The sequence below is a fragment of the Tenacibaculum sp. genome (assembly GCF_048269885.1).
In the GTDB taxonomy this organism is placed as follows: Bacteria; Bacteroidota; Bacteroidia; order Flavobacteriales; family Flavobacteriaceae; genus Polaribacter.
Genome location: NZ_JBLWTZ010000019.1, coordinates 51,865 through 72,155, shown reverse-complemented (window position 1 = coordinate 72,155; position 20,291 = coordinate 51,865). Strand labels below are relative to the sequence as shown.

The 20,291-nt window shown below is 33.6% G+C and carries 18 protein-coding genes and 1 riboswitch; of the genes, 8 read left to right on the top strand and 10 right to left on the bottom strand.

What is annotated here, in order from left to right:
- Window positions 1-75 precede the first annotated feature (75 nt).
- On the bottom strand, window positions 76-732 hold the full coding sequence (locus ACN0WY_RS13895) for a hypothetical protein (RefSeq protein WP_417800755.1): 657 nt from the start codon (window positions 730-732) through the stop codon (window positions 76-78).
- 208 nt (window positions 733-940) lie between these two features.
- A complete protein-coding gene (locus ACN0WY_RS13890) occupies window positions 941-2,323 on the bottom strand; it encodes a hypothetical protein (RefSeq protein WP_330486552.1) in 1,383 nt (460 codons plus the stop codon).
- Window positions 2,324-2,592: 269 nt separating this feature from the next.
- Window positions 2,593-2,697, top strand: a riboswitch (SAM riboswitch).
- Between the two features lie 50 nt (window positions 2,698-2,747).
- Between ACN0WY_RS13890 and ACN0WY_RS13885 the strand changes: the two genes are divergently transcribed.
- From ACN0WY_RS13885 to ACN0WY_RS13865, 5 genes are all read left to right on the top strand, one after another.
- Window positions 2,748-3,764 (top strand): homocysteine S-methyltransferase family protein, encoded by a 1,017-nt coding sequence (locus tag ACN0WY_RS13885; RefSeq protein WP_417800754.1) that lies wholly within the window; start codon window positions 2,748-2,750, stop codon window positions 3,762-3,764.
- A 3-nt stretch (window positions 3,765-3,767) separates the two neighbouring features.
- Window positions 3,768-6,443 (top strand): methionine synthase, encoded by a 2,676-nt coding sequence (gene metH, locus ACN0WY_RS13880; RefSeq protein WP_417800753.1) that lies wholly within the window; start codon window positions 3,768-3,770, stop codon window positions 6,441-6,443.
- Window positions 6,444-6,681: 238 nt separating this feature from the next.
- Window positions 6,682-7,638 carry a methylenetetrahydrofolate reductase [NAD(P)H] gene (metF, locus tag ACN0WY_RS13875; RefSeq protein WP_330486555.1) on the top strand — a complete coding sequence of 319 codons (957 nt, stop codon included), beginning with the start codon at window positions 6,682-6,684 and terminating at the stop codon, window positions 7,636-7,638.
- A 304-nt stretch (window positions 7,639-7,942) separates the two neighbouring features.
- Window positions 7,943-8,428 (top strand): tetratricopeptide repeat protein, encoded by a 486-nt coding sequence (locus ACN0WY_RS13870; protein WP_417800752.1) that lies wholly within the window; start codon window positions 7,943-7,945, stop codon window positions 8,426-8,428.
- Between the two features lie 2 nt (window positions 8,429-8,430).
- Window positions 8,431-9,219 (top strand): PhzF family phenazine biosynthesis protein, encoded by a 789-nt coding sequence (locus ACN0WY_RS13865; protein WP_417800751.1) that lies wholly within the window; start codon window positions 8,431-8,433, stop codon window positions 9,217-9,219.
- A gap of 203 nt (window positions 9,220-9,422) precedes the next feature.
- Here ACN0WY_RS13865 and ACN0WY_RS13860 read toward each other — a convergent pair whose 3' ends face one another.
- From ACN0WY_RS13860 to hutI, 3 genes are all read right to left on the bottom strand, one after another.
- A complete protein-coding gene (locus ACN0WY_RS13860; protein ID WP_417800750.1) occupies window positions 9,423-10,430 on the bottom strand; it encodes a formimidoylglutamase in 1,008 nt (335 codons plus the stop codon).
- A 41-nt stretch (window positions 10,431-10,471) separates the two neighbouring features.
- Window positions 10,472-10,774, bottom strand: a complete 303-nt coding sequence (locus ACN0WY_RS13855) for a GIY-YIG nuclease family protein (RefSeq protein WP_417800749.1) — start codon at window positions 10,772-10,774, stop codon at window positions 10,472-10,474.
- A gap of 201 nt (window positions 10,775-10,975) precedes the next feature.
- Window positions 10,976-12,211, bottom strand: a complete 1,236-nt coding sequence (gene hutI, locus ACN0WY_RS13850) for an imidazolonepropionase (RefSeq protein WP_417800748.1) — start codon at window positions 12,209-12,211, stop codon at window positions 10,976-10,978.
- A 49-nt stretch (window positions 12,212-12,260) separates the two neighbouring features.
- Between hutI and ACN0WY_RS13845 the strand changes: the two genes are divergently transcribed.
- On the top strand, window positions 12,261-12,683 hold the full coding sequence (locus ACN0WY_RS13845; protein ID WP_417800747.1) for a DUF3995 domain-containing protein: 423 nt from the start codon (window positions 12,261-12,263) through the stop codon (window positions 12,681-12,683).
- Between the two features lie 39 nt (window positions 12,684-12,722).
- Here the strand turns inward: ACN0WY_RS13845 and ACN0WY_RS13840 are convergent, their stop codons facing one another.
- From ACN0WY_RS13840 to ACN0WY_RS13830, 3 genes are all read right to left on the bottom strand, one after another.
- The gene (locus tag ACN0WY_RS13840; protein WP_417800746.1) at window positions 12,723-13,721 is read right to left on the bottom strand and encodes a BtrH N-terminal domain-containing protein; all 999 of its coding nucleotides are present in this window, start codon (window positions 13,719-13,721) and stop codon (window positions 12,723-12,725) included.
- Window positions 13,722-13,851: 130 nt separating this feature from the next.
- Window positions 13,852-14,907 (bottom strand): alpha/beta hydrolase, encoded by a 1,056-nt coding sequence (locus ACN0WY_RS13835; protein ID WP_417800745.1) that lies wholly within the window; start codon window positions 14,905-14,907, stop codon window positions 13,852-13,854.
- The gene (locus ACN0WY_RS13830) at window positions 14,907-15,320 is read right to left on the bottom strand and encodes a cupin domain-containing protein (RefSeq protein WP_417800744.1); all 414 of its coding nucleotides are present in this window, start codon (window positions 15,318-15,320) and stop codon (window positions 14,907-14,909) included. Before ACN0WY_RS13830 ends, ACN0WY_RS13835 begins: the two co-directional genes overlap by 1 nt.
- Window positions 15,321-15,549: 229 nt before the next feature.
- Here ACN0WY_RS13830 and ACN0WY_RS13825 point away from each other — a divergent pair, with 229 nt between their 5' ends.
- Window positions 15,550-16,368, top strand: a complete 819-nt coding sequence (locus tag ACN0WY_RS13825) for a helix-turn-helix domain-containing protein (RefSeq protein WP_417800743.1) — start codon at window positions 15,550-15,552, stop codon at window positions 16,366-16,368.
- A gap of 197 nt (window positions 16,369-16,565) precedes the next feature.
- Here ACN0WY_RS13825 and ACN0WY_RS13820 read toward each other — a convergent pair whose 3' ends face one another.
- Window positions 16,566-16,943, bottom strand: coding sequence for a hypothetical protein (locus tag ACN0WY_RS13820; RefSeq protein WP_417800742.1), 378 nt, complete (start codon window positions 16,941-16,943; stop codon window positions 16,566-16,568).
- 111 nt (window positions 16,944-17,054) lie between these two features.
- Window positions 17,055-17,999, bottom strand: a complete 945-nt coding sequence (locus tag ACN0WY_RS13815; protein ID WP_417800741.1) for a helix-turn-helix domain-containing protein — start codon at window positions 17,997-17,999, stop codon at window positions 17,055-17,057.
- A gap of 540 nt (window positions 18,000-18,539) precedes the next feature.
- Here ACN0WY_RS13815 and ACN0WY_RS13810 point away from each other — a divergent pair.
- The gene (locus tag ACN0WY_RS13810; RefSeq protein ID WP_417800740.1) at window positions 18,540-19,946 is read left to right on the top strand and encodes a glycosyl hydrolase family 18 protein; all 1,407 of its coding nucleotides are present in this window, start codon (window positions 18,540-18,542) and stop codon (window positions 19,944-19,946) included.
- Window positions 19,947-20,291: the final 345 nt, after the last annotated feature.

Genomic DNA, 20,291 nt, shown 5'->3' with positions numbered 1-20,291 from the left:
CTTATGACGCAAATTATAAAAGTACGTTTGTTTAAAAAAGTATAAAATGTACTTGTTTTTTACCTCAGTTCTTTGTTATGTGCTGGATTTTTCTTTCTGATTTACGATTTCTTCAATTGTTTCATTCAGAAAGCCAACTAAATGGTCAATAAAATCAATTAAAAAGTCTATTGATTCTATTTGTATTTCAGAAGTTTTTTGTTCTATGGAAATTCCTTTAGTTTTATTTACAAATTTTGGTATTTCCTTATTCGTTAGTTTCACAATTCCATTATTGTGTGCAATTACATTCCTAATTTGTTGATAATTTCCAATTTTATTCCACTGCTCTTTTAGATTTTCTAAATTCACATTTAGAACTTTTATTATGTAATTCCTGCATTGTCCAATGTAATTTCCACCTTTCAAATCTTTTGGACCTAAGCTTAAATTTTCAGAGTGCTGACACCATTCACATAATTTTGTGAACTCATTTTCAAACATTGAATAAATTGTCAAATAAACTGATTTGTTTAGAATGTTAGGGAATTCCGAACTATTTAGAATTTCCATTTCATAAATATCAAAAGCATCTGGCATTTCGGGATTTTCGGAATGCTCTTCATTCCATTTTCTGAATTTTTTTTCCAATTCTTTTTCTTGAGAAATAATCATTTCTTGAGTACTTTCAAGATATGCTTTAATTGGGTCAAAACGAAAATCATAACCAATTTTAAGATTCTGTAGAATCATAAATTTAGTTCTTCCATTTAATTTTCTTGTTCTTGACATATGTTTTTGGTTAGCTTGCACATAACAGTTTTGTATAAGCTTTCGTTGCGTTGAAAATCCGAGAGGATTTTCGACCGTTGAACTAAAGATAGAAAAAATGCGAGGAATTTCGATAAGAAATTCCGAAGCAATGAAGCTTATACGTTGTTAGGGGCTGGCATTTTATCATTTAGTATTTTTCAGATAGTTCATTAGTTTCAATATCAAACCATTGATAATAAATAGATATTCCTATTTTATCTCTCAAGTGTTTAAAATAAGATTTAACATCTTCTAAATTATTATGCTTTTGAGTTATTATAATAAGTTGTTCAGCATTATCTGTATTTGGCCAAAATGAATATTCAAATAATTGTCCTAGAGCTTCTCTAATACTTGATTTTACTGAGTTGTATGTTTTTATTTCATAAAATATGAGACCTTCTGTTTCTGAGTTAACAACAATATCTATTCTGTTAGAATCAACTCCAATAGGATGTTCTGCCTTAACTCTTGAATTCCCATATTCTTTCTTTAGCACTTTGGTTAATTGATTACTTATTGCTTTATGTAAATATGTTATTTCAATTGTTTTTGGTTCTCTTTTATGTTTTGTTTTTTTTATTCCTTCAGACTCTTCATCGTTTTTGTCTTCTTCGTCAGCAATAAAGGAAAAAGCTTTCTTGTTTTTATTTTCGGTGATAGTGTTAAAATCATTTCTAAAATGTGAAAAATTATATCTAGACAATTTAGTTACAGGATGATTTGAAGAGAGTTTATAATAAGGGTCATTTACAATTAAGTTTTTTGGTTTAAATCTTACATTAAATAAATCAACTCCTTTCCAATCTGAAAATCCTGTATTATTTCCACCTGACTGTACTATCTGTTCCTCCATTTCTTTTAGCCAACCATTTTTCTTGTAAACTGATTTAATTGAATTTGCTTTTTCTTGATTAATAACTTCAATATTCGAGATTTCTCCAACCCAATATCGACTTTTGCTAACTCCATCAATTGTATAAAGCCATACATCATATGTATTGCCAGAATAAGCATCTTGCTGTTTTCGAATAGGTTCTAAAAAGCCATAGTGATATCCATCAATAATTTTGCTAATATCAAATAACCATTCTTCGTGTCCATATCCATAATTTGCTTCGTGAGATTCTTTATGATTACTTTTTCCATATGAGCCAGATGGCATAATCCAACCATTAGAATTAAAAGCTAATCTAGAAATTCTTTTCTCATTTATTTTACATTTTGAATCTAATCCTATTAAAGATTTTATTTTCTTTAAGTAAGAATCTTTATTTAATGATTCGAATTTTAATTTGTATTCCACTCTTGAATTTCTGTTAACTACATCAGGATATCCTTTACGATTGGAATAAAAACCATCGTATTCATCTCTAAGCCTTCTAAATGAAGAAGCTTTGATGTTTAATACAGAACTTAAAAAGTTATGTGTTTCTGTAAGATTTCCAATACCTAATAATTCGTAAGAATCTTCATGTTTTGCTAAAAAATTTGCAATAAAATGAGATTCTTCAGAAATAGTATTTTTCATAATTATTGATGATTGTGGTATTTTATTAGAGTTGTTTCTTTCTGCTTGCCCCTAACTTGTTATAAGAGAACAAAAACTACTTTTATCCGGAGTATTGAAGGTGATAAACGGAAGTTTTAGCAATTTTATTCTTCTTGTTTAAAACACCCAAGATAAAACAAAATTATGTTGTTACCTAGCTGCAAAAGCGGTCTTTTTACTTTTATCTATTTTTAGTTTTGGTAACTAAAAAATAATACTATAACTTTGCCCCGTTCATTAACGTATTGATGTTATCAAGAAAGGTGGAGGGAATAGACCCTTTGAAACCTTAGCAACCCTTTGTGCAAACAAAGAAGGTGCTACATTCTACTGCTTCGGCAGAGAGATAACGAAAAGAATTTTACTTCCTCTTTTCCTGATAACAGCACACTAAATATTAGGAATGTCAAACATTTATCAAGAAATACAAAAACGAATCCTCGTGCTCGATGGTGCTATGGGAACCATGCTTCAGGAATATAAATTTACGGAAGAAGATTTTCGTGGAGAACGTTTTAAAGACTACCCAACACCGTTGCAGGGAAACAACGATTTGTTATCCATTACACAACCCGAAGCCGTAAAAGAAGTACACAGAAAATACTTTGCGGCGGGAGCAGACATTGTAGAAACCAACACTTTTTCAGGAACTACCATTGCCATGGCAGATTACCAACTAGAAGAGTTGGTATACGAGTTAAATTACCAATCTGCCAAAATAGCCAAAGAAGTAGCTGAGGAATTTACGACAAAAGAACCGCATAAACCTCGTTTTGTAGCAGGTTCTATCGGACCTACCAACCGTACAGCAAGCATGTCACCTGATGTAAACGACCCAGGGTATAGAGCGGTAACTTTCGACGAGCTACGCATTGCGTATAAACAACAAGTAGAAGCCTTAATAGATGGTGGCTCAGATATTTTATTGGTAGAAACCGTATTTGATACCCTAAATGCCAAAGCCGCTTTATTTGCCATTGAAGAGATAAAAGCGGAACGAAACATCAAAATTCCTATCATGGTTTCAGGAACCATTACCGATGCTTCAGGTAGAACATTATCTGGACAAACAGCCGAGGCTTTTCTGATTTCAATCTCTCATATTCCGTTGTTATCCGTAGGATTCAATTGCGCTTTAGGGGCTAATTTATTACAACCACACTTAGAGGCGATAGCCTCTAAAACGGAGTTTGCTATTTCTGCACATCCAAATGCAGGACTACCCAATGCCTTTGGAGAATATGACGAAACTCCTGAAGAAACAGCGGAGCAAATAGAAGAATATTTAAAGAAAAACTTAATCAACATTATAGGAGGGTGCTGTGGTACCACACCTAAACATATTTCAGCTATCGCAGCTATCGCAGCGAAGTACAAACCACGAAAAGCTGAATTTGTTGCAGCAGTACAAAATAGTTAGTAGATGAGTGAGGAAAGAAGATACATGAAATTATCGGGGTTAGAACCGTTAATTATAACACCCGAAAGTAATTTTATCAATGTAGGGGAGCGCACAAACGTAGCAGGATCACGTAAATTTCTTCGATTGATTAAAGAAGAAAAGTTCGACGAAGCCTTAGCGATTGCGCGTCATCAAGTGGATGGAGGAGCGCAAATCATCGATATTAATATGGATGATGGTTTAATTGAAGGAAAAGAAGCGATGGTACGTTTCTTAAACTTAATAGCTTCTGAACCTGATATTGCCAGAGTTCCTATTATGATTGACAGTTCTAAATGGGAAATCATTGAAGCTGGATTACAGGTAGTACAAGGAAAATCGGTAGTAAATTCCATTTCCTTAAAAGAAGGAGAAGAAAAGTTTATTTGGGAAGCTACGCAGATAAAACGATACGGAGCAGCTGTAATTATCATGGCTTTTGATGAAGTAGGACAAGCAGATACTTACGAAAGAAGAATCGAAATTGCAGAGCGTTCTTACAGATTGTTAGTGGACACCGTCCACTTTCCGCCAGAAGATATCATTTTCGATTTAAACATCTTTCCTGTAGCTACGGGAATGGAAGAGCACCGAAAAAACGCATTGGATTTTATTGAAGCTACCCGATGGGTGCGCGAAAATTTACCGCATGTAAGTGTGAGTGGTGGAGTAAGTAACGTATCATTTTCTTTTAGAGGAAATAATGTCGTTCGTGAAGCCATGCATTCGGTATTCTTATACTATGCCATTAAAGCAGGAATGAATATGGGAATTGTGAATCCGACGATGTTAGAAGTCTACGATGATATTCCGAAGGATTTATTAGAACATATTGAAGATGTTGTTTTAGATAGGAGAGACGATGCTACTGAACGTTTATTAGAGTTTGCGGAAACGGTAAAAGGAACTAAAAAAGAAAGCAGTGAGCAAGTTTTAGAATGGAGAAGTTTACCACTACAAGACCGTATTACACATTCTTTAGTAAAAGGAATAGATGCTTTTATAGAAGAAGATGCTGAAGAAGCTCGTTTGAGTGTAGCAAAACCACTACATGTAATTGAGGGACATTTAATGACGGGAATGAATGTAGTAGGAGATTTATTTGGTGCAGGAAAAATGTTTTTACCGCAAGTAGTAAAATCTGCCCGAGTGATGAAGAAAGCCGTAGCCTATTTGAACCCGTTTATTGAAGCAGAGAAAAGCGAAGAGCAAAAAGCTATTGGAAAAATATTAATGGCAACCGTAAAAGGAGATGTGCACGATATTGGTAAAAACATCGTATCTGTAGTGTTAGGCTGTAACAATTATGAAATTGTCGATTTAGGGGTGATGGTTCCACCAGAAAAAATCATAGAAACCGCTAAAAAGGAGAACGTAGATGCGATTGGTTTAAGCGGATTGATAACACCTTCGTTAGATGAAATGGTGTATTTAGCCAAAGAAATGGAACGCCAAAACTTGGAGATTCCTTTATTGATTGGTGGAGCAACAACCTCGAAAGCGCATACGGCTGTAAAGATTGATACGCAGTATAAAAATGCCGTAGTACACGTAAACGATGCATCAAGAGCAGTAACCGTTGTAGGAGATTTATTGAACAAAGAAACTTCAAACGAGTATGTGGCTAAGTTGAAGAAAGATTACGAGGAATTTCGTGATAAATTCTTAAAACGAGGAAAACAAAAGCACTACATACCAATTGAGGAAGCTAGAGAGCGAAAATTCAAAATAGATTGGGATACTACGAATATTACCAAGCCTAGAGAGCTAGGCGTACAAAAACTAGAACAAGTAAGTTTAAAAGATTTGGTACCTTATTTTGACTGGAGTCCGTTTTTTCGCTCGTGGGATTTACACGGAAAGTTTCCTGATATTTTAGAAGATGAAGTAGTAGGAGTAGAGGCAACCAATTTGTTTGCAGATGCTCAAAAGATGCTGCAACAAATTATAGAAAAGCAAGCGTTAAAGCCCAAAGCTATTTTTGGTTTGTTTGAGGCAAACTCTATGAGCGACGATGATATTTCAGTTCAAAAGAAAGGAAAAGAAGTCGCCATATTTAGAACCTTACGTCAGCAATTAAAAAAGCGTGAAGGAAAACCAAGTTTTGCGTTGGCAGATTTTATTGCGCCTAAAGAAACTGAAAGAACGGATTATATAGGAGCTTTCTGTACCGCCATTTTTGGAGCAGATGAATTAGCACTGCAATACAAAGAAAAGCACGATGATTACAATGCTATTATGGCACAAGCCCTTGCCGATCGTTTTGCTGAAGCCTTTGCCGAATACTTACACCATAAGGTAAGAACCAAGCACTGGGGCTATGCTTCTGAAGAAAACTTAACCAATGATGAATTAATAAAAGAAGATTATAAGGGAATTCGTCCTGCACCCGGGTATCCTGCATGTCCAGATCATTTAGAAAAAGAAACGATTTGGGAGCTTTTACAAGTTGAAGAAAATATAGGGGTAAGCTTAACAGAAAGTTTAGCCATGTGGCCAGCAGCGGTCGTTTCAGGATACTATTTTGCCAATGAAGAAGCCAAGTATTTCGGTTTAGGTAAAATAACAGACGATCAGGTAAGAGATTTTGCAGAGCGGAAAAACATTCCCTTAGAAAAAGCCAGAAAATGGTTACATCCAAACATATCAGACAATTAAAAATAATTTAAAAATAAACAAACAAGAGAGCGTATTTAATTAACAATAAGTTTTAAGTTAGGTAAACTAAAAACTACAAAACAGTAGTAATATTGCCGTATAAAAAATCAATAAAATTAGACAAATGAAAAAGTATAATTTAGAGATTCGATTTGCAATACAGCTACTGGTAATGGCAGTCGTATCGTTGTTGGCAGCTTCATTGGTATAGTTAAATACGCCTTTATAAGATAGACTTATGAAGGTAATAGAACACTTAGAAAAAGCAAATGGAACCTCGTTGTTTTCGTTTGAAATACTTCCACCGTTAAAGGGAGATACAATCGAGTCAATATTCAAAAATATTGATCCGTTAATGGAGTTCAATCCGCCGTTTATAGACGTAACCTATCACCGTGAGGAATACGTGTATAAAGAGTTAGGAGACGGACTTTTAAAAAAGCAAGTAGTAAAAAAGCGTCCGGGTACTGTTGGTATTTGTGCGGCGATTCAAAATAAATACCAAGTAGATGCCATTCCGCATATTTTATGTGGAGGGTTTACCAAAGAAGACACCGAGAACTTCTTAATTGACCTCGATTTTTTAGGAATTGATAACGTTGTTGCATTGCGTGGAGATGCAGTAAAAAGCGAAACTTATTTTAAGCCAGAAAATGACGGACATGCATACGCAAGTGAGTTAGTTACGCAAATAGAGAACTTAAATAAAGGAAGGTATTTAGATGATGATTTGCAAAACTCATCAAAAACCGATTTCTGTATTGGAGTAGCTGGATATCCTGAAAAGCACATGGAGGCACCAAGTTTAGATTCTGATATTCACTTTTTAAAGAAGAAAATTAAAAACGGAGCAAACTATGTGGTAACGCAAATGTTTTTCGACAATCAAAAGTATTTTGAGTTTGTAAAAAAATGTAGAGAAGAGGGAATTACGGTTCCTATTATTCCGGGGTTAAAGCCAATTTCAACTAAAAAACAATTGAATTTAATTCCGCATCGTTTTAAAGTTGATTTACCAGATGCGTTGGTAAAAGAGGTTGTGAACTGTAAGAGTAACGCAGAGGTACGACAAGTAGGAGTAGAGTGGTGCATTGCTCAAAGTAAGGAATTACAACAAAAAGGAGTGCCTATTTTACATTATTACTCAATGGGAAGATCAACCAATATTCAACAAATAGCTGAAGCAGTTTTTTAATCGCAGGTCGATAGCCAAAGGTTTGATTCTTTGAGGAAGTTAATCACTAACCGTCATTTTGAACAGAGTGAAGCAGTCTGTATGTCGACAAACAGATTACTTCGTCGTATCCTCCTCGTAATGACTTCTTGTCATTCCGAACGGAAGAGTGGAATCTCATCTAATTAGAGCAAGAAATAATCTTAGAGGTTCAGCTTACATTATTATAAAGAAATAATGAATGATTACCGTTAACACTAATTAACATAACTTGTTGATAGCGCTAAGTTGAAAGTAATATATTTACATGTTAAATAAAGAAAATATGGAAGAAAAATTAGCTAAAGCAATAGCGCTAAGAAGTGATAAAAAGTATTTTGAAGCTGAAATATTATTAAAAGAGTTAATTGAAGACTATCCTAATGAGGCTAAAGTATACTATCATTATGCATGGCTTTGTGATAATATGGAACGAGAAACTGAAGCTAAGCCAAAATATGAAAAAGCACTTGAATTAGGGTTAGAAGGAGAAGATGTAATTGGTTGTTATCTAGGGCTTGGAAGTACTTACAGATGTATTGGTGAATATGAAAAGTCAATCGCTCTTTTGGATAAAGCAATTAAAGAATATCCATCAAATAATGAGTACAAAGTTTTTAAAGCTATGGCTTTATATAATGTGAATGAGCATAAGGAAGCAATGAATTTATTATTGAATGTTATTGCTAGTACAAGTTCAGATAAAGGAGTTCAAGAATATCAAAAAGCGATTGAGTATTATTCTGATAAACTAGAAAAAACTTTTAAATAGAAATGAAATTACCATTATATCAAATAGATGCTTTTACAGATAAAATATTTGGAGGAAATCCAGCCTGTGTTGTACCATTGCAAGATTGGTTGCCAGATGATGTTCTTTTAAAAATAGCTAAGGAAAATGCGGTGGCTGAAACAGCATTTTTTGTTGATAAAGGAGAGAAAATTCATTTAAGATGGTTTACTCCAGAAATTGAAATGGATTTATGCGGGCATGCAACACTTGCCACTGCTCACTGTTTACACTCAATTTTAAACTATCCTCATAACAAAATAGTGTTCGAAACGTTGAGTGGTGATTTAACCATTACGATTGAAAAGGACTTTTATTCGATGGATTTGCCTTCTCGAATGCCTGTTGCTTCTGAATTACCTGAAATTATTCAGAAGTCTTTAAATATAGCACCTAAAGAGGTTTTAAAGTCGAGAGATTATGTATTAGTTTATGATTCAGAAGAGGAAATAAAGAATGTGAAAGTAGACAGACAAACCTTTGATCAAATAAATCTAGATCCAGGAGGGGTAGTAATTACTGCTATAGGAGATAACTGTGATTTTGTATCAAGATATTTTACGCCACAATCCTCTATTTTAGAAGACCCTGTTACTGGTTCTTCTCATTGTTCATTGGTACCATTTTGGAGCTCTCGATTGAATAAAGATAATCTTGACGCAATACAAGTTTCTGAAAGAGTAGGAGTACTAAAGTGCCAAAATAAAAAGGATAGGGTCATAATAAGTGGTAAAGCTAAAACGTATTCAGAAGGAAACTTGTGGATAGAATAACTAGTGTTTAAGGAGTTGTCATTCCGAGCGAGGTACGAGGAGGAATCTCATTAAAACGAATAACTCATTTTCATGAGATTTCTCACACTTCGTTTTACTCGGTTCGAAATGACAATAAGTAATCTGTTTATTTAGAACTCAAAATATAAAGATTGCTTCACTCTTGTTCGCAATGACGTACTTATCTTCTTAATAAGTAATTATTAATTGCTTTTAGCCTTTATAAAATCAGAAATTAAATAACTGATATACTTTCCTACCTGTCCGTTAGCTATTTCATCTTTAACTACAGCAGGAGCTCCCTCACAAATATGTAAATAAGAAGCATTTCGTAGCTTTCCAAAATAATGTGTGAATCTACGTGCTTGCTGTGGTGTAAATCCGCTAGGTGTCATAGCACTACTTGGAAAGTGTTGCACACAATCCAAATCGATTTCAATTCCGAAAGGAGTATTTTCTATAAAACTTTCAGCGCGTTGTAATTCTCCATCAAAAGAAGTAGATTGATAGACTTCTAGTTCTTCAAAAGTATTGTATTCTAGGTTTAAACTGTCATGAATCATTTCAAAAATATACTGAGGTGTATAGTTTTCATGCAACCCGAACATAAAGTAATTTTGAATAAAACCTTCTTGTAAGGCGTACGAAAACCCGTTACCACTATGACGTTCTTCTAAGCGACGTAAATCGGTATGCGCATCTAGGTTAATTACATTTACAGGTTGGTTTTTTCCTTCAGAAAGTCCTTTAATATTTCCGTAAGCATTGTTGTGTCCACCCCCAATGATAATAGGAGTTTTTCCACTTTCAACAATTGTCTTGATAAGTTTAGAAAGCTCTTTATCTATCATTTTCACTAATAAATCACCTTTTTCTCTATCAGAAGTATCAAAGCTATAAACCTCATCCAAACAATCTAAATAGCCTAAAACTAGGATGTTATTTCCGTCAATAAACTGATTCTGCTGTGTATTTAAAAATGCTTTTAAAGCAGGAATAAAAGCCGTATGTGCACCACCATTTCCGCCATTCATACGAACCCCAATATCTTCTGGAACTCCTAAAATAACAAAAGTTGCAGTTGAGTTTTCAAGAGCTAATTGTAGTTCTTTTTTGGAGTCGATTACAGCAACGCACTGTCCTAATTTTGTTTCGCCTTCACGAGGGGTTACAAACTCTTGTATGTCTTTTTCGTTGAATATTGTTAGCATATTATTGTATTGTCATTCCTGCGTAGGCAGGAATATTTTTGTTAGTTATACCAGTTTTTAGCTAAATCTTCCCAATTAGGGTTCTCTTTAATTACTAAATTTATTTTCCAAGCTCTTTTCCATTTTTTCATATTTTTCTCTCTTTTTATAGCTTCCTCAATAAATTGGTACTCTTCAAAGTAAATCAATTTATCTAGGTTGTATTTAGAAGAAAAACCTTTTACAAGTTTGTTTTTATGTTCAAAGATTCTTCTTTCAAGATTGTTAGTAACACCAATATATAAAACACCTTCTTTTTTGTTTGTAATGATATAAATATAATATTGATGATTGGTTTTATACATCTTAATATCCTCTAAGAGATTCCTGCCTACGCAGGAATGACAAGCTTTGTTAAAACGTCATTTCGAACTGAAGTATAACGAAAGGAGAAATCTTAATGTAGAGTAGAGTTAAATTCATTACTCACCTTAATGAGATTTAGCTTTGCTGAACTTTACGGTTTCTCGTTATCACTCGGAATGAAAGTTTACACATAGTTTAGTTTATGAAACCTCTTTTCCGTTGATGAACACTGAATCTATTAAGTTACTTCCGAAGGAATACGGTAAAAATCCATACGAAGGAATTTCTTTTGTTAGGATTAAATTTGCTTTTTTTCCTTTGGTAATACTTCCAACCTCATCCGATAAATTCATTGCATAGGCTCCGTTAATGGTTGCTGCATTAATCGCTTCTTCTGGGGTCATTTTCATTTTAATACAAGCCGTTGCTACCACAAAATTCATATTTCCTGATGGAGTAGACCCTGGGTTGTAATCGGTTGCTAGTGCTAACGGTAATCCTGCATTTATAATATCACGAGCAGGGGTGTACGGAATACTTAAAAAGTACGAACACGACGGTAAGGCAACAGGCATGGTTTGCGTTCCTTTTAACGCTTCAATGTCTTCTGTGTTCATTACTTCTAAGTGATCTACCGATAAGGCATTGTGTTTTATACTCACTTGAACCCCGCCAATAGTTGTAAACTGATTTACGTGTACTTTTGGCGTTAATCCGTATTGTTGCGCAGCAGTTAAAATTCTGTCGGTATCTTCTACTGAAAAATAACCCGTTTCACAGAAAGCATCTACAAAATCCGCTAGTTTTTCTTCGGCAACTTTAGGTAACATTTCCTCAATAATTAAATTGATGTATCCTTCTTTGTTGTTTTTATATTCGGTAGGGAAGGCATGTGCTCCTAAAAAAGTAGCTTTGATAGGAATGTTATAATTCTCGCGTAGCTTTTTAATAACACGTAACATTTTTAACTCAGCATCTACGGTTAAACCATATCCTGATTTTATTTCAACTGCTCCCGTACCTAAAGCTATCACTTCCTCTAATCGTTTTGCCGATTGTTGGTATAGTTCTTCTTCTGACGTTTCTTGTAATTTCTTAGCCGAATTTACAATACCACCACCACGATTGGCAATTTCTTCATAACTCAATCCGTTAATTCTATCCACAAACTCTTGTTCACGATTGCCTGCATATACAATGTGTGTATGCGAATCGCACCAAGTAGGTAACATCATTTTACCAGTACAATCCACCGTTTTATCAGCAGAAGCAGGAACTTTTTTCATGCTTCCATAGTCAGTAATAATACCATTTTCAACCAATAAAAAAGCGTTTTTTATGGTAGGTAAAATGTTCATCGAAGCTCCTGATACTTTTTGGGTACTTGTTTCTCTAATTTGGATTAATTCTTTGATGTTTATGAATAAAGTTGTCATGTTGAATGCTTAAATTTGTTAGACAAACTTACGGTAAAAACTACAATTTATGGTACATTTTTTAGGAGTGATTTGTGTTTTAATTCTCTTTTTTATCTCGTTAATTCACGTTTATTGGGCTTTTGGAGGAACTTTATGGGTAAATGCTGTCATACCAACCAGAACAGCCAATGAAAAGGCAATGAATCCGCCTAAATTACTAACGTTTGTAGTGGCTATGGTTATTAGTGGTTTTGCTGTAGTGTATGCAGAAAAAATACAGTTATTTACGTTAGGTTCAATACCCACATGGTTACAAGAGTATGGACTTTATGTGGTAGCCAGCATTTTTCTCATTAGAGCTATAGGTGATTTTAAGTATGTAGGCTTTTTTAAGAAAGTTAAAGCGACTGAGTTTGCTATAAATGATACCAAGTATTTTTCTCCACTATGTTTGTTTTTAGGAGTAGTTGGGTTACTAATAGCGTTTTAACGTAAATCATTAAGACAATATAATAAACCTGCTTAACAGTTAATTTTTAAGTGTTGAGCAGGTTTCTTTTAGTTGTTCCATTACTATTTTTTCTCTTTCTGATAATTCAATTAATATTTCAGAAGCATAATTAATATATTTAATATCTTTTGTTTCTCCTATTTCGTTGAATAAATCTGCAACGTTTGTCCATAATTTAGCAATAGCACTGTATTCTTCGCTCGATTTAATTAAAGTTTTAGAGTTAAGAAGTTCTCCACTTTCTTTAAGAAAATTACTATACATTTTTCTAAATAATGAACCTCCCGTACCTCCATTTTCCATAAGAGATGCAGAAGTTTGAAAATCCCTTTTTATATCCTTACTGGTTTCAAACCATTTTTTAATTTCGGTACTTGTTTTAAGTATTCCTTTGTAGCCTATATTTTTAATAGGTGGATTTAAAAAATCAGTAGCATTATTGTAAATAGCAGGTCTAATGATGTTTTTTAAATCAGGTGTTTTTTCTTTTTTAGAAATAGTATAAGAAAGGTTTTTGGAAGACATAGGCCCCTTTTCATTTCTTGCTAGTTCTAAGTTTTTTAGTGTAGTTTTAGCATCTCTACCTTGTTGATTTGTATCGTTTAAATATGCTAATTGGTCATCATACCCATAGATTGAAGCATAATGACCTGCAAAATGAATTTTTGTAGTAAAATAATCTAAATGATAACAATCTAATTTTAAGCCTACTGCTTTTCCTTGTGCTATATATTGCTGAACATTTTTCCATGCTTTTTTTATAGAGGAAGTCTCTTTGACCTCTAAATTTAAGTTCAGATTTCTACAAATATTTTCGGTCAAAACATCTGGTTTAACTCTACCACCTATAAAGGGGAAGTCCATAATTTTCATATTCCAAAAAATATAACTTAAACCTTCTCCGAGTCCAAACAACATGGGTTCTGAAAGGTTAATATCAAGTTGATATAATAAACTTCCTGTAGTGGTAGTTTCGCAATGTTGACCGTTAAATGGCTTGAAATCTTTTATTATCATAATCTTTTTTATTGTGATAACACAAAGCTATTAGTAGTTTGTGACAACCCTATGTCAACTATAAATTAAAAAAGCAGTATAAGTTAAGACTCATACCGCTTTTTTTAGATATTAATGTGCAGTGGTTCTTTTATTTCAAGTTTTCTTTAAAGAATACTTCAAGTTTGTTAAATGGGATTACATCTACTTTATCATATAGATCAGTGTGAACTGCATTTGGAATAATCATTAATTCCTTAGGCTCAGCAGCAGCCTTAATAGCATCTTCACTGAAATATCTGGAGTGAGCATTTTCACCTGCAATTACTAAAATTGGTCTTGGTGAAATTTCCTCGATGTATGTCATAATTGGCATGTTCATCAATGAAATTGGGGTTGTCATTGTCCATGATCCATTTGAGTTTATTGAACGTGGATGAAAGCCCCTTTCTGTCTTGTAATAGTTAACATATCCTTGAACAAATTCAGGTTCTTCTCCTGTTAATTGATCTGGTGATGGAAGTCCTGCAGGACTATATGCTGGTTCTCCATTTTCAGCATCAGTCCAACGTTGCTGACTTAGTTGTTCTAACATCTGTGTACGTTGTTCTGGAGTTATACTATCGAAGTAGCCTTTTGCTGTTACACGAGACATATCGTACATACTTGCTACTGCCACAGCTTTAACACGTTTGTCTACAGCGGCTGCATTCAAAGCAAAACCTCCAAATCCACAAATACCCATAATTCCAACACGGTTTCGATCAACATAAGATAAAGTCCCAAGAAAATCAATTGCTGCACTTAAGTCTTCTGTAAATATTTCAGGTGATGCGACATTTCTTAATTCTCCACCGCTTTCACCTGTGAACGAAGGGTCAAATGCTATTACGGCAAATCCACGTTGGGCAAGTTGATTAGCATATAATCCAGATGATTGTTCTTTTACCGCGCCATAAGGTCCGCTGGTAGCTAAAGCAGGTAACTTTTCGTTTCCTTTATTTTTAGGAGTGTATAAATCACCAGTTAATGTTATTCCATATCGGTTTTTAAAAGTAACCTTTTCTCGTGTTACGTTTTCACTTAATTCAAACGTATAATGTTCTGTTTCTTGATGCATGTTTTCTGTTTTTTTAATAGTATTATTCTGACCGTTTGAGTAGCTCACACATAAAAGTGTAGCTATTGCTAGTATTAACGTTCTCATTATTTCTCTTTTAAATACTCTTTATCTGTAACAGCTTCTTTCCAGTCTACAATTCCTTTTTCAACATTTGGTACAATGTAGAATTGTTGTAAGCCTACATCAGGACTAGCTCCATGCCAATGGTTTACATTTGGCGGACATTTTACCACGTCTCCTTTTTTGATAGTCTCAATCGGCTCTCCTTCAATTTGATGATAGCCAACACCATCAGTAATAATTAGGATTTGTCCAGCAGGGTGACTGTGCCAATTACTTCTTGCTCCAGGTTCAAAGTAGACATTACCCACTGCTGTTGTAAATACAGAGTCGGGAGCTACTAGTCCATAGTTAAAGGCATTTCCTGTAAATAATTCATTTGAGCCTTTCTCGCCTTTAGGGAAGATAGCGTCTAGTTTATCTTTGCTTTTTTCCATGATTTCTATATTTTTTTTGCTTTTTGATTGACATCCTACAAGAAGAATAAAGCTTCCTAATAAGAGTGTCAGTACTTTTATTTTTGTTGTGTTATGCATTTCAATTTTTCTTAATTGGTTAACCATGGTACAAATTTACGATGTTGATATGCTCTATTTGTTACATTTAATTCGTAGATTGTGTCATATATTACATATGTAGTAATGAGTGTAGAGAAAAACAGTAAAAATGAAGAAGCAGAAAGTCTTATTGTTTGAAGGATTAGGAGGAATTCAGTTTCCTGAGAATTTTTTGGAGACTTATCATACGCATATTTATTGTCATAGTGGTGAGATTGCTTTTATATTTAAGGGAAGACAGCTCAAAGCATCTGCAGGTGAATTTGTATTCTGGTATGCCCACAGCGTAGTATCTCATATATCATTTACAAATAACTTCACGGCGACTGTTCTTTTGGTAGATGAAGAGTTTTTAAATAGTAACTTGCCAGATATAAGCTGGAGTATAGATGTACTCATTCATACACGTGACCATCCGGTATTGCACTTTAACGAGCAAAAGAACAAACAGAAGGTTCTGAGCAATTTTAGGTTGCTGCATGACAAGCTTCAGGAAAAGGATCATACTTTTTATACTGAGCTAACTAAAACACAAATGCACCTTTTTACGTTGGAAATGTGGCATGTATTTGCTGCAGAGTTTGACCGAAACAAACGAACACCACAAAGTGGGAGCATTTATGACCGTTTTATTCATTTAGTACAGGATTATTGTATGACCGAGCGTGAGGTTAAGTTCTATGCAGACAAGCTATTTATCACTCCCAAACACTTGAATTTTATTTGTAAACAGAATACAGGTATTACTGCCTCTGAGTGGATACAGCGTTTTGTAAAAGAACGATTGATTGTTCTTTTAGAGAATCAAAACCTAAGTATTGCTGAATTGGCAGACATGATGGAGTTTTCTAGTAGATCATTCTTTACTAGGTATGTTAAAAAGTTACTTGGACTAACTCCTTCGGAATATAGAAGTAGGTTGGAGTAGTTTATTGGTTTTTTTGTGGAATTTTAGATTGTGGTTAGTATTTTTAAGTGTGTAGACTTTTTTTGAAGAAAGTTAAAGTAACTGAATTTGCAATAAATGATACCAAATATTTTCTTCACCATGCTTGTTCTTAGGTGTAGTTGGATTGTTTAAGGTGTTTTTTGAGGTAAGTAAGAGTAGGTAATTACTTATTGTATTTAGTTTATGTTTTCAGTTTTATCAAAAAGATTATCTATTATTTTTTCATATTCAGAAGAGTTAAATTCTTCTTCGGTTATAAAACTATTAAAAGATTTGTCTAGCATCCATTCAGGCTCTTCAAATGGGTAACCTCCAAATAATCCTAGAGACATGTCAAACCTCATCTTACTCCCCATTACAGACATTTCGTCAAAAGAAGAATGCTTTAACCATTCATCAACTCTCCTTTTTGCTTCTTGTTCAATTTCGATTCTCCTTTCTGAGGATAAAATTGTTTTTGTTCTAGGTGTTTTACGTAACTTATTCAACTTGTGTTGATTTGTAGCTATTTTAGCTTTTTTCTTTTTTTGTTTTCTCTTTCTAGAATTACTCATTTACTATTATTTATAGTGATCTTAAATGACCATCAATTATTATCGGTTTAAATATACTTTAGTTTTTGGTTTAGAACTGACTATAGCAATTAAACATTGTCTAATTTACCTTTATGTATTGTTTGGTTTAGCTATTTCTAGTTCAGATGTTAAGTATTTTTGATTTGAGTGTGTACTCTCAGTTGAAATAAAAAAATCAAATTCAATTTCTTCCTTAAAAAAGCCTTTGTTTATAGGTATAACAGCTAATCTACGCCAAGAATTAGGTAAGATAGGTTCGTATTCGGAGCCTATTTCAAATTTATTATTTTGTATTGTAATTGTTCTTGTTATTTTATTTGAAAATGATATTTCAAATAAATCAGTTAGAGAGGTTTTTTCAAGATTAGTAAAATCTATATATTTGAAAGCTGACTTTTCAATTTGTAAAAAACAATTTATATAATTAGCCATAATGTTCCCAGTATTTTCAATGGCAATTATCAATTCATAATCATAAGCTCTTAATTTTGTTAATTGCTTAATTATATAATCAGGTTTTTTCTGAATAAATATTTTTTCTTGAATTATAGGTTTATTGTGTCTATTGACTAATGATTTTATTTCCCAATCATCCATTTTTACTGATTGGAATTCAAACCTTTTATAATACCTTTTATCATTAGCTTGATGGACAGTTATACTTTCTTTAAAATCGATAGCAATTACAAATTTATTTTCATCAACATCAATTTCGTGTATTTTATAGTTTTGAATTCTTGGTTGTATTCTAGAGTTCATTATTTGTTCCATCCATTCAACAGATATCTTATTCTTATCGATTGGTGATAACCTCTTCGCTTTACCTTTATTATTTCCTTTTGGGAACTCTTGAATACCATAAATTATGGTTCCTCCACTAGAATTAGCAAGAGCAGTTATATCTTTAGTAAATTCATTTATATCATCTTCTTGTTTTCTCGCCAGATTATATAGAGCATCTGCTTGTTTAAATTCAAGAGTATTACTTTCTCTGACTTGATTTTTAATTATATTTTCTATGTCTTTTTTTGTCATTCTTTACAATTAAGCTTATAGATAATTTATACATTGGATATTATAAAATCACTAATAAATTCCTCAAATAATAAAATAAGCAGAAGCCATAGCAATTTCACTCTCCCAAATATAAAAAAATAAACAGAAGAAAGGATGCCACTTTTATAGGTACAACATCTTGTATCTAAGAAGAGTAACACCAAACAAATAAAGGGATACGAATAGGTGCGTGTGTAGAAAAATGTTTGTTAGCATGGTATGCCGTATGCTTTTAAAGGTATTGTACATCAGTTAGTTATGTGTTTTTTCTTTTATACATGTAATACGTGTATTCGTGATTGATTATCAGTCGTTTACTACCTTTTTTTTATAATGTGTTTATCAATTTCTCAACTTTATAATAACAAATGACATAAAATAATAAGTGCAGTAGGGGGACTTAAAAAACTGCATTCGTACTCAGGTAAAGCCTAAAGGATTGTTAGTTATATAAGGTATTTGATTAGGTTTTTAATCTGCTGTCGAAAATAACTTAGTAAACATTAAATACAATATATTATGAAAAATTCTCAATTCCCCTACGGCATTAACGCTTGGATCTTTTTAAATGAAGATGAACCACCAAAAACGAACTACAATAGTCCTGATAGCTGTTTTCAATCGCTTATTACATACAAAGTATACGATAGTGTAACCTCACTTGGAATTGCTTTTTTTGAAGTGGTTCCCGCCACCAAAGGATCAACCATTAAAATGGGAGACTCATCACACCCAGGTGGGCTTACGAATCAAGATTATTTAAACTATGTACTTAGGGATGCTCGCCAAGTGAATCCGAATATCAAGTTTTTAGCAACGATGGTCTATTCGGGAGATAACACACTGGCGTCTATTTTTTCACCTGGTGGAAACGAACAAGAAGAGGCAACTAATTTTGCTAATAATTTGGTAGCTTATTTAAAAGAGACTGGAATGAACGGACTGGATGTTGACTGGGAAGGTAATGTGTCTACACGCATGACTCAATCTCAATTTAAAACGTTGTTTTCTACGATTCGCTCAGTGTTTGATAAGCAGCCAGTAAAATATTACTTGTCGTTCACTCCTGCATGGCCAACTAATTCGATTGACTATCCAACGGTAAATAACGCATTTGATTTTGTATCACCGCAGTTTTATGATGGCATGCCATTATCTGAATTTATAAGTGCTGGAATATCGCCAGAGAAAATTGGTTATGGTGCGCAATTTGAACCCGGAAATGCAGCACCTAACTCTAGTGCTCAACAAGTTTGGAATCGAGTTTCTGATGGATTTACTAATAAAGGTGCTACTTATGAGTATCAAGATATTTTTATGTGGCGTTTTAACTCTGGAAACTTCCAGTTTGAGCAAGCCCAATTTATGATTCTTAATCAGTTAGCCAACCCATTGCCAAGTAACGCATTTGATGATACTCCGATAGTTGGAGCAGCAGGTAACCCAAACATAACGCAAATGACGATCCGTTCGGGTGATGTACTTGATGCTATTCAGACTGTAAATACTGGAACTGGACCTTATAATACGGGGACTCAGGGTAATAATACAGGTGTGTTTACGTTGCTACAGCAGGGAGGAAATAGTGGAGTGGCTAAAACGATAGATATTCCTCAAAACGATCCAATCGTGGCTATTTCTGGTTACACAGGTGTGTGGTATGGTTGGCAATGTGTGTTACAAATAACTTTAATAGGTAAAAGCGGCGCTTCTTATGGTCCTTTCGGAACTATGAATGGTTCAGCTATGCAAACACCTTTTAAACAATCTGCTGAGGCAGGACAAAGTTTAGTAGCATTTAAAGGTGCTACCGTAAGCGTTCCGTTGGCTAATGGTAGCCATACAGAAATTATAGCTAGCTTAAATGCTGTTTTTGCGAAGCCTTTTGTAGCTCAGAAATTAACCGAAAAGACACTTTCTCTTTAAGTTTTAGTATAATAGAAAGTATATAAGATACTTTTAAAATAGCATAGGCTATGTGTCATTAAAGTGGCACATAGCCTTACTATTATTTATTCTCTAAAAAATAAGTAAATATTGTTTTGATTTATTGGTTTCCAGTTTTTTGCATGGAAACTGTTTTCTCCCCAGTAAATTATAAGATTTATATGGTCTATTTTTACAGAATTGGTTGTTTGTGTTAATAGGTTTAAAGTGTCTTTACTTTTTACAACTTAATAAACTTAAAGAGAAGAATGCAATTAGGAATGTATTTGTTATTCTCATTTTATATCCTTTTCTTTTATCTTCTTGCTAATGGTTTTTGTTAGT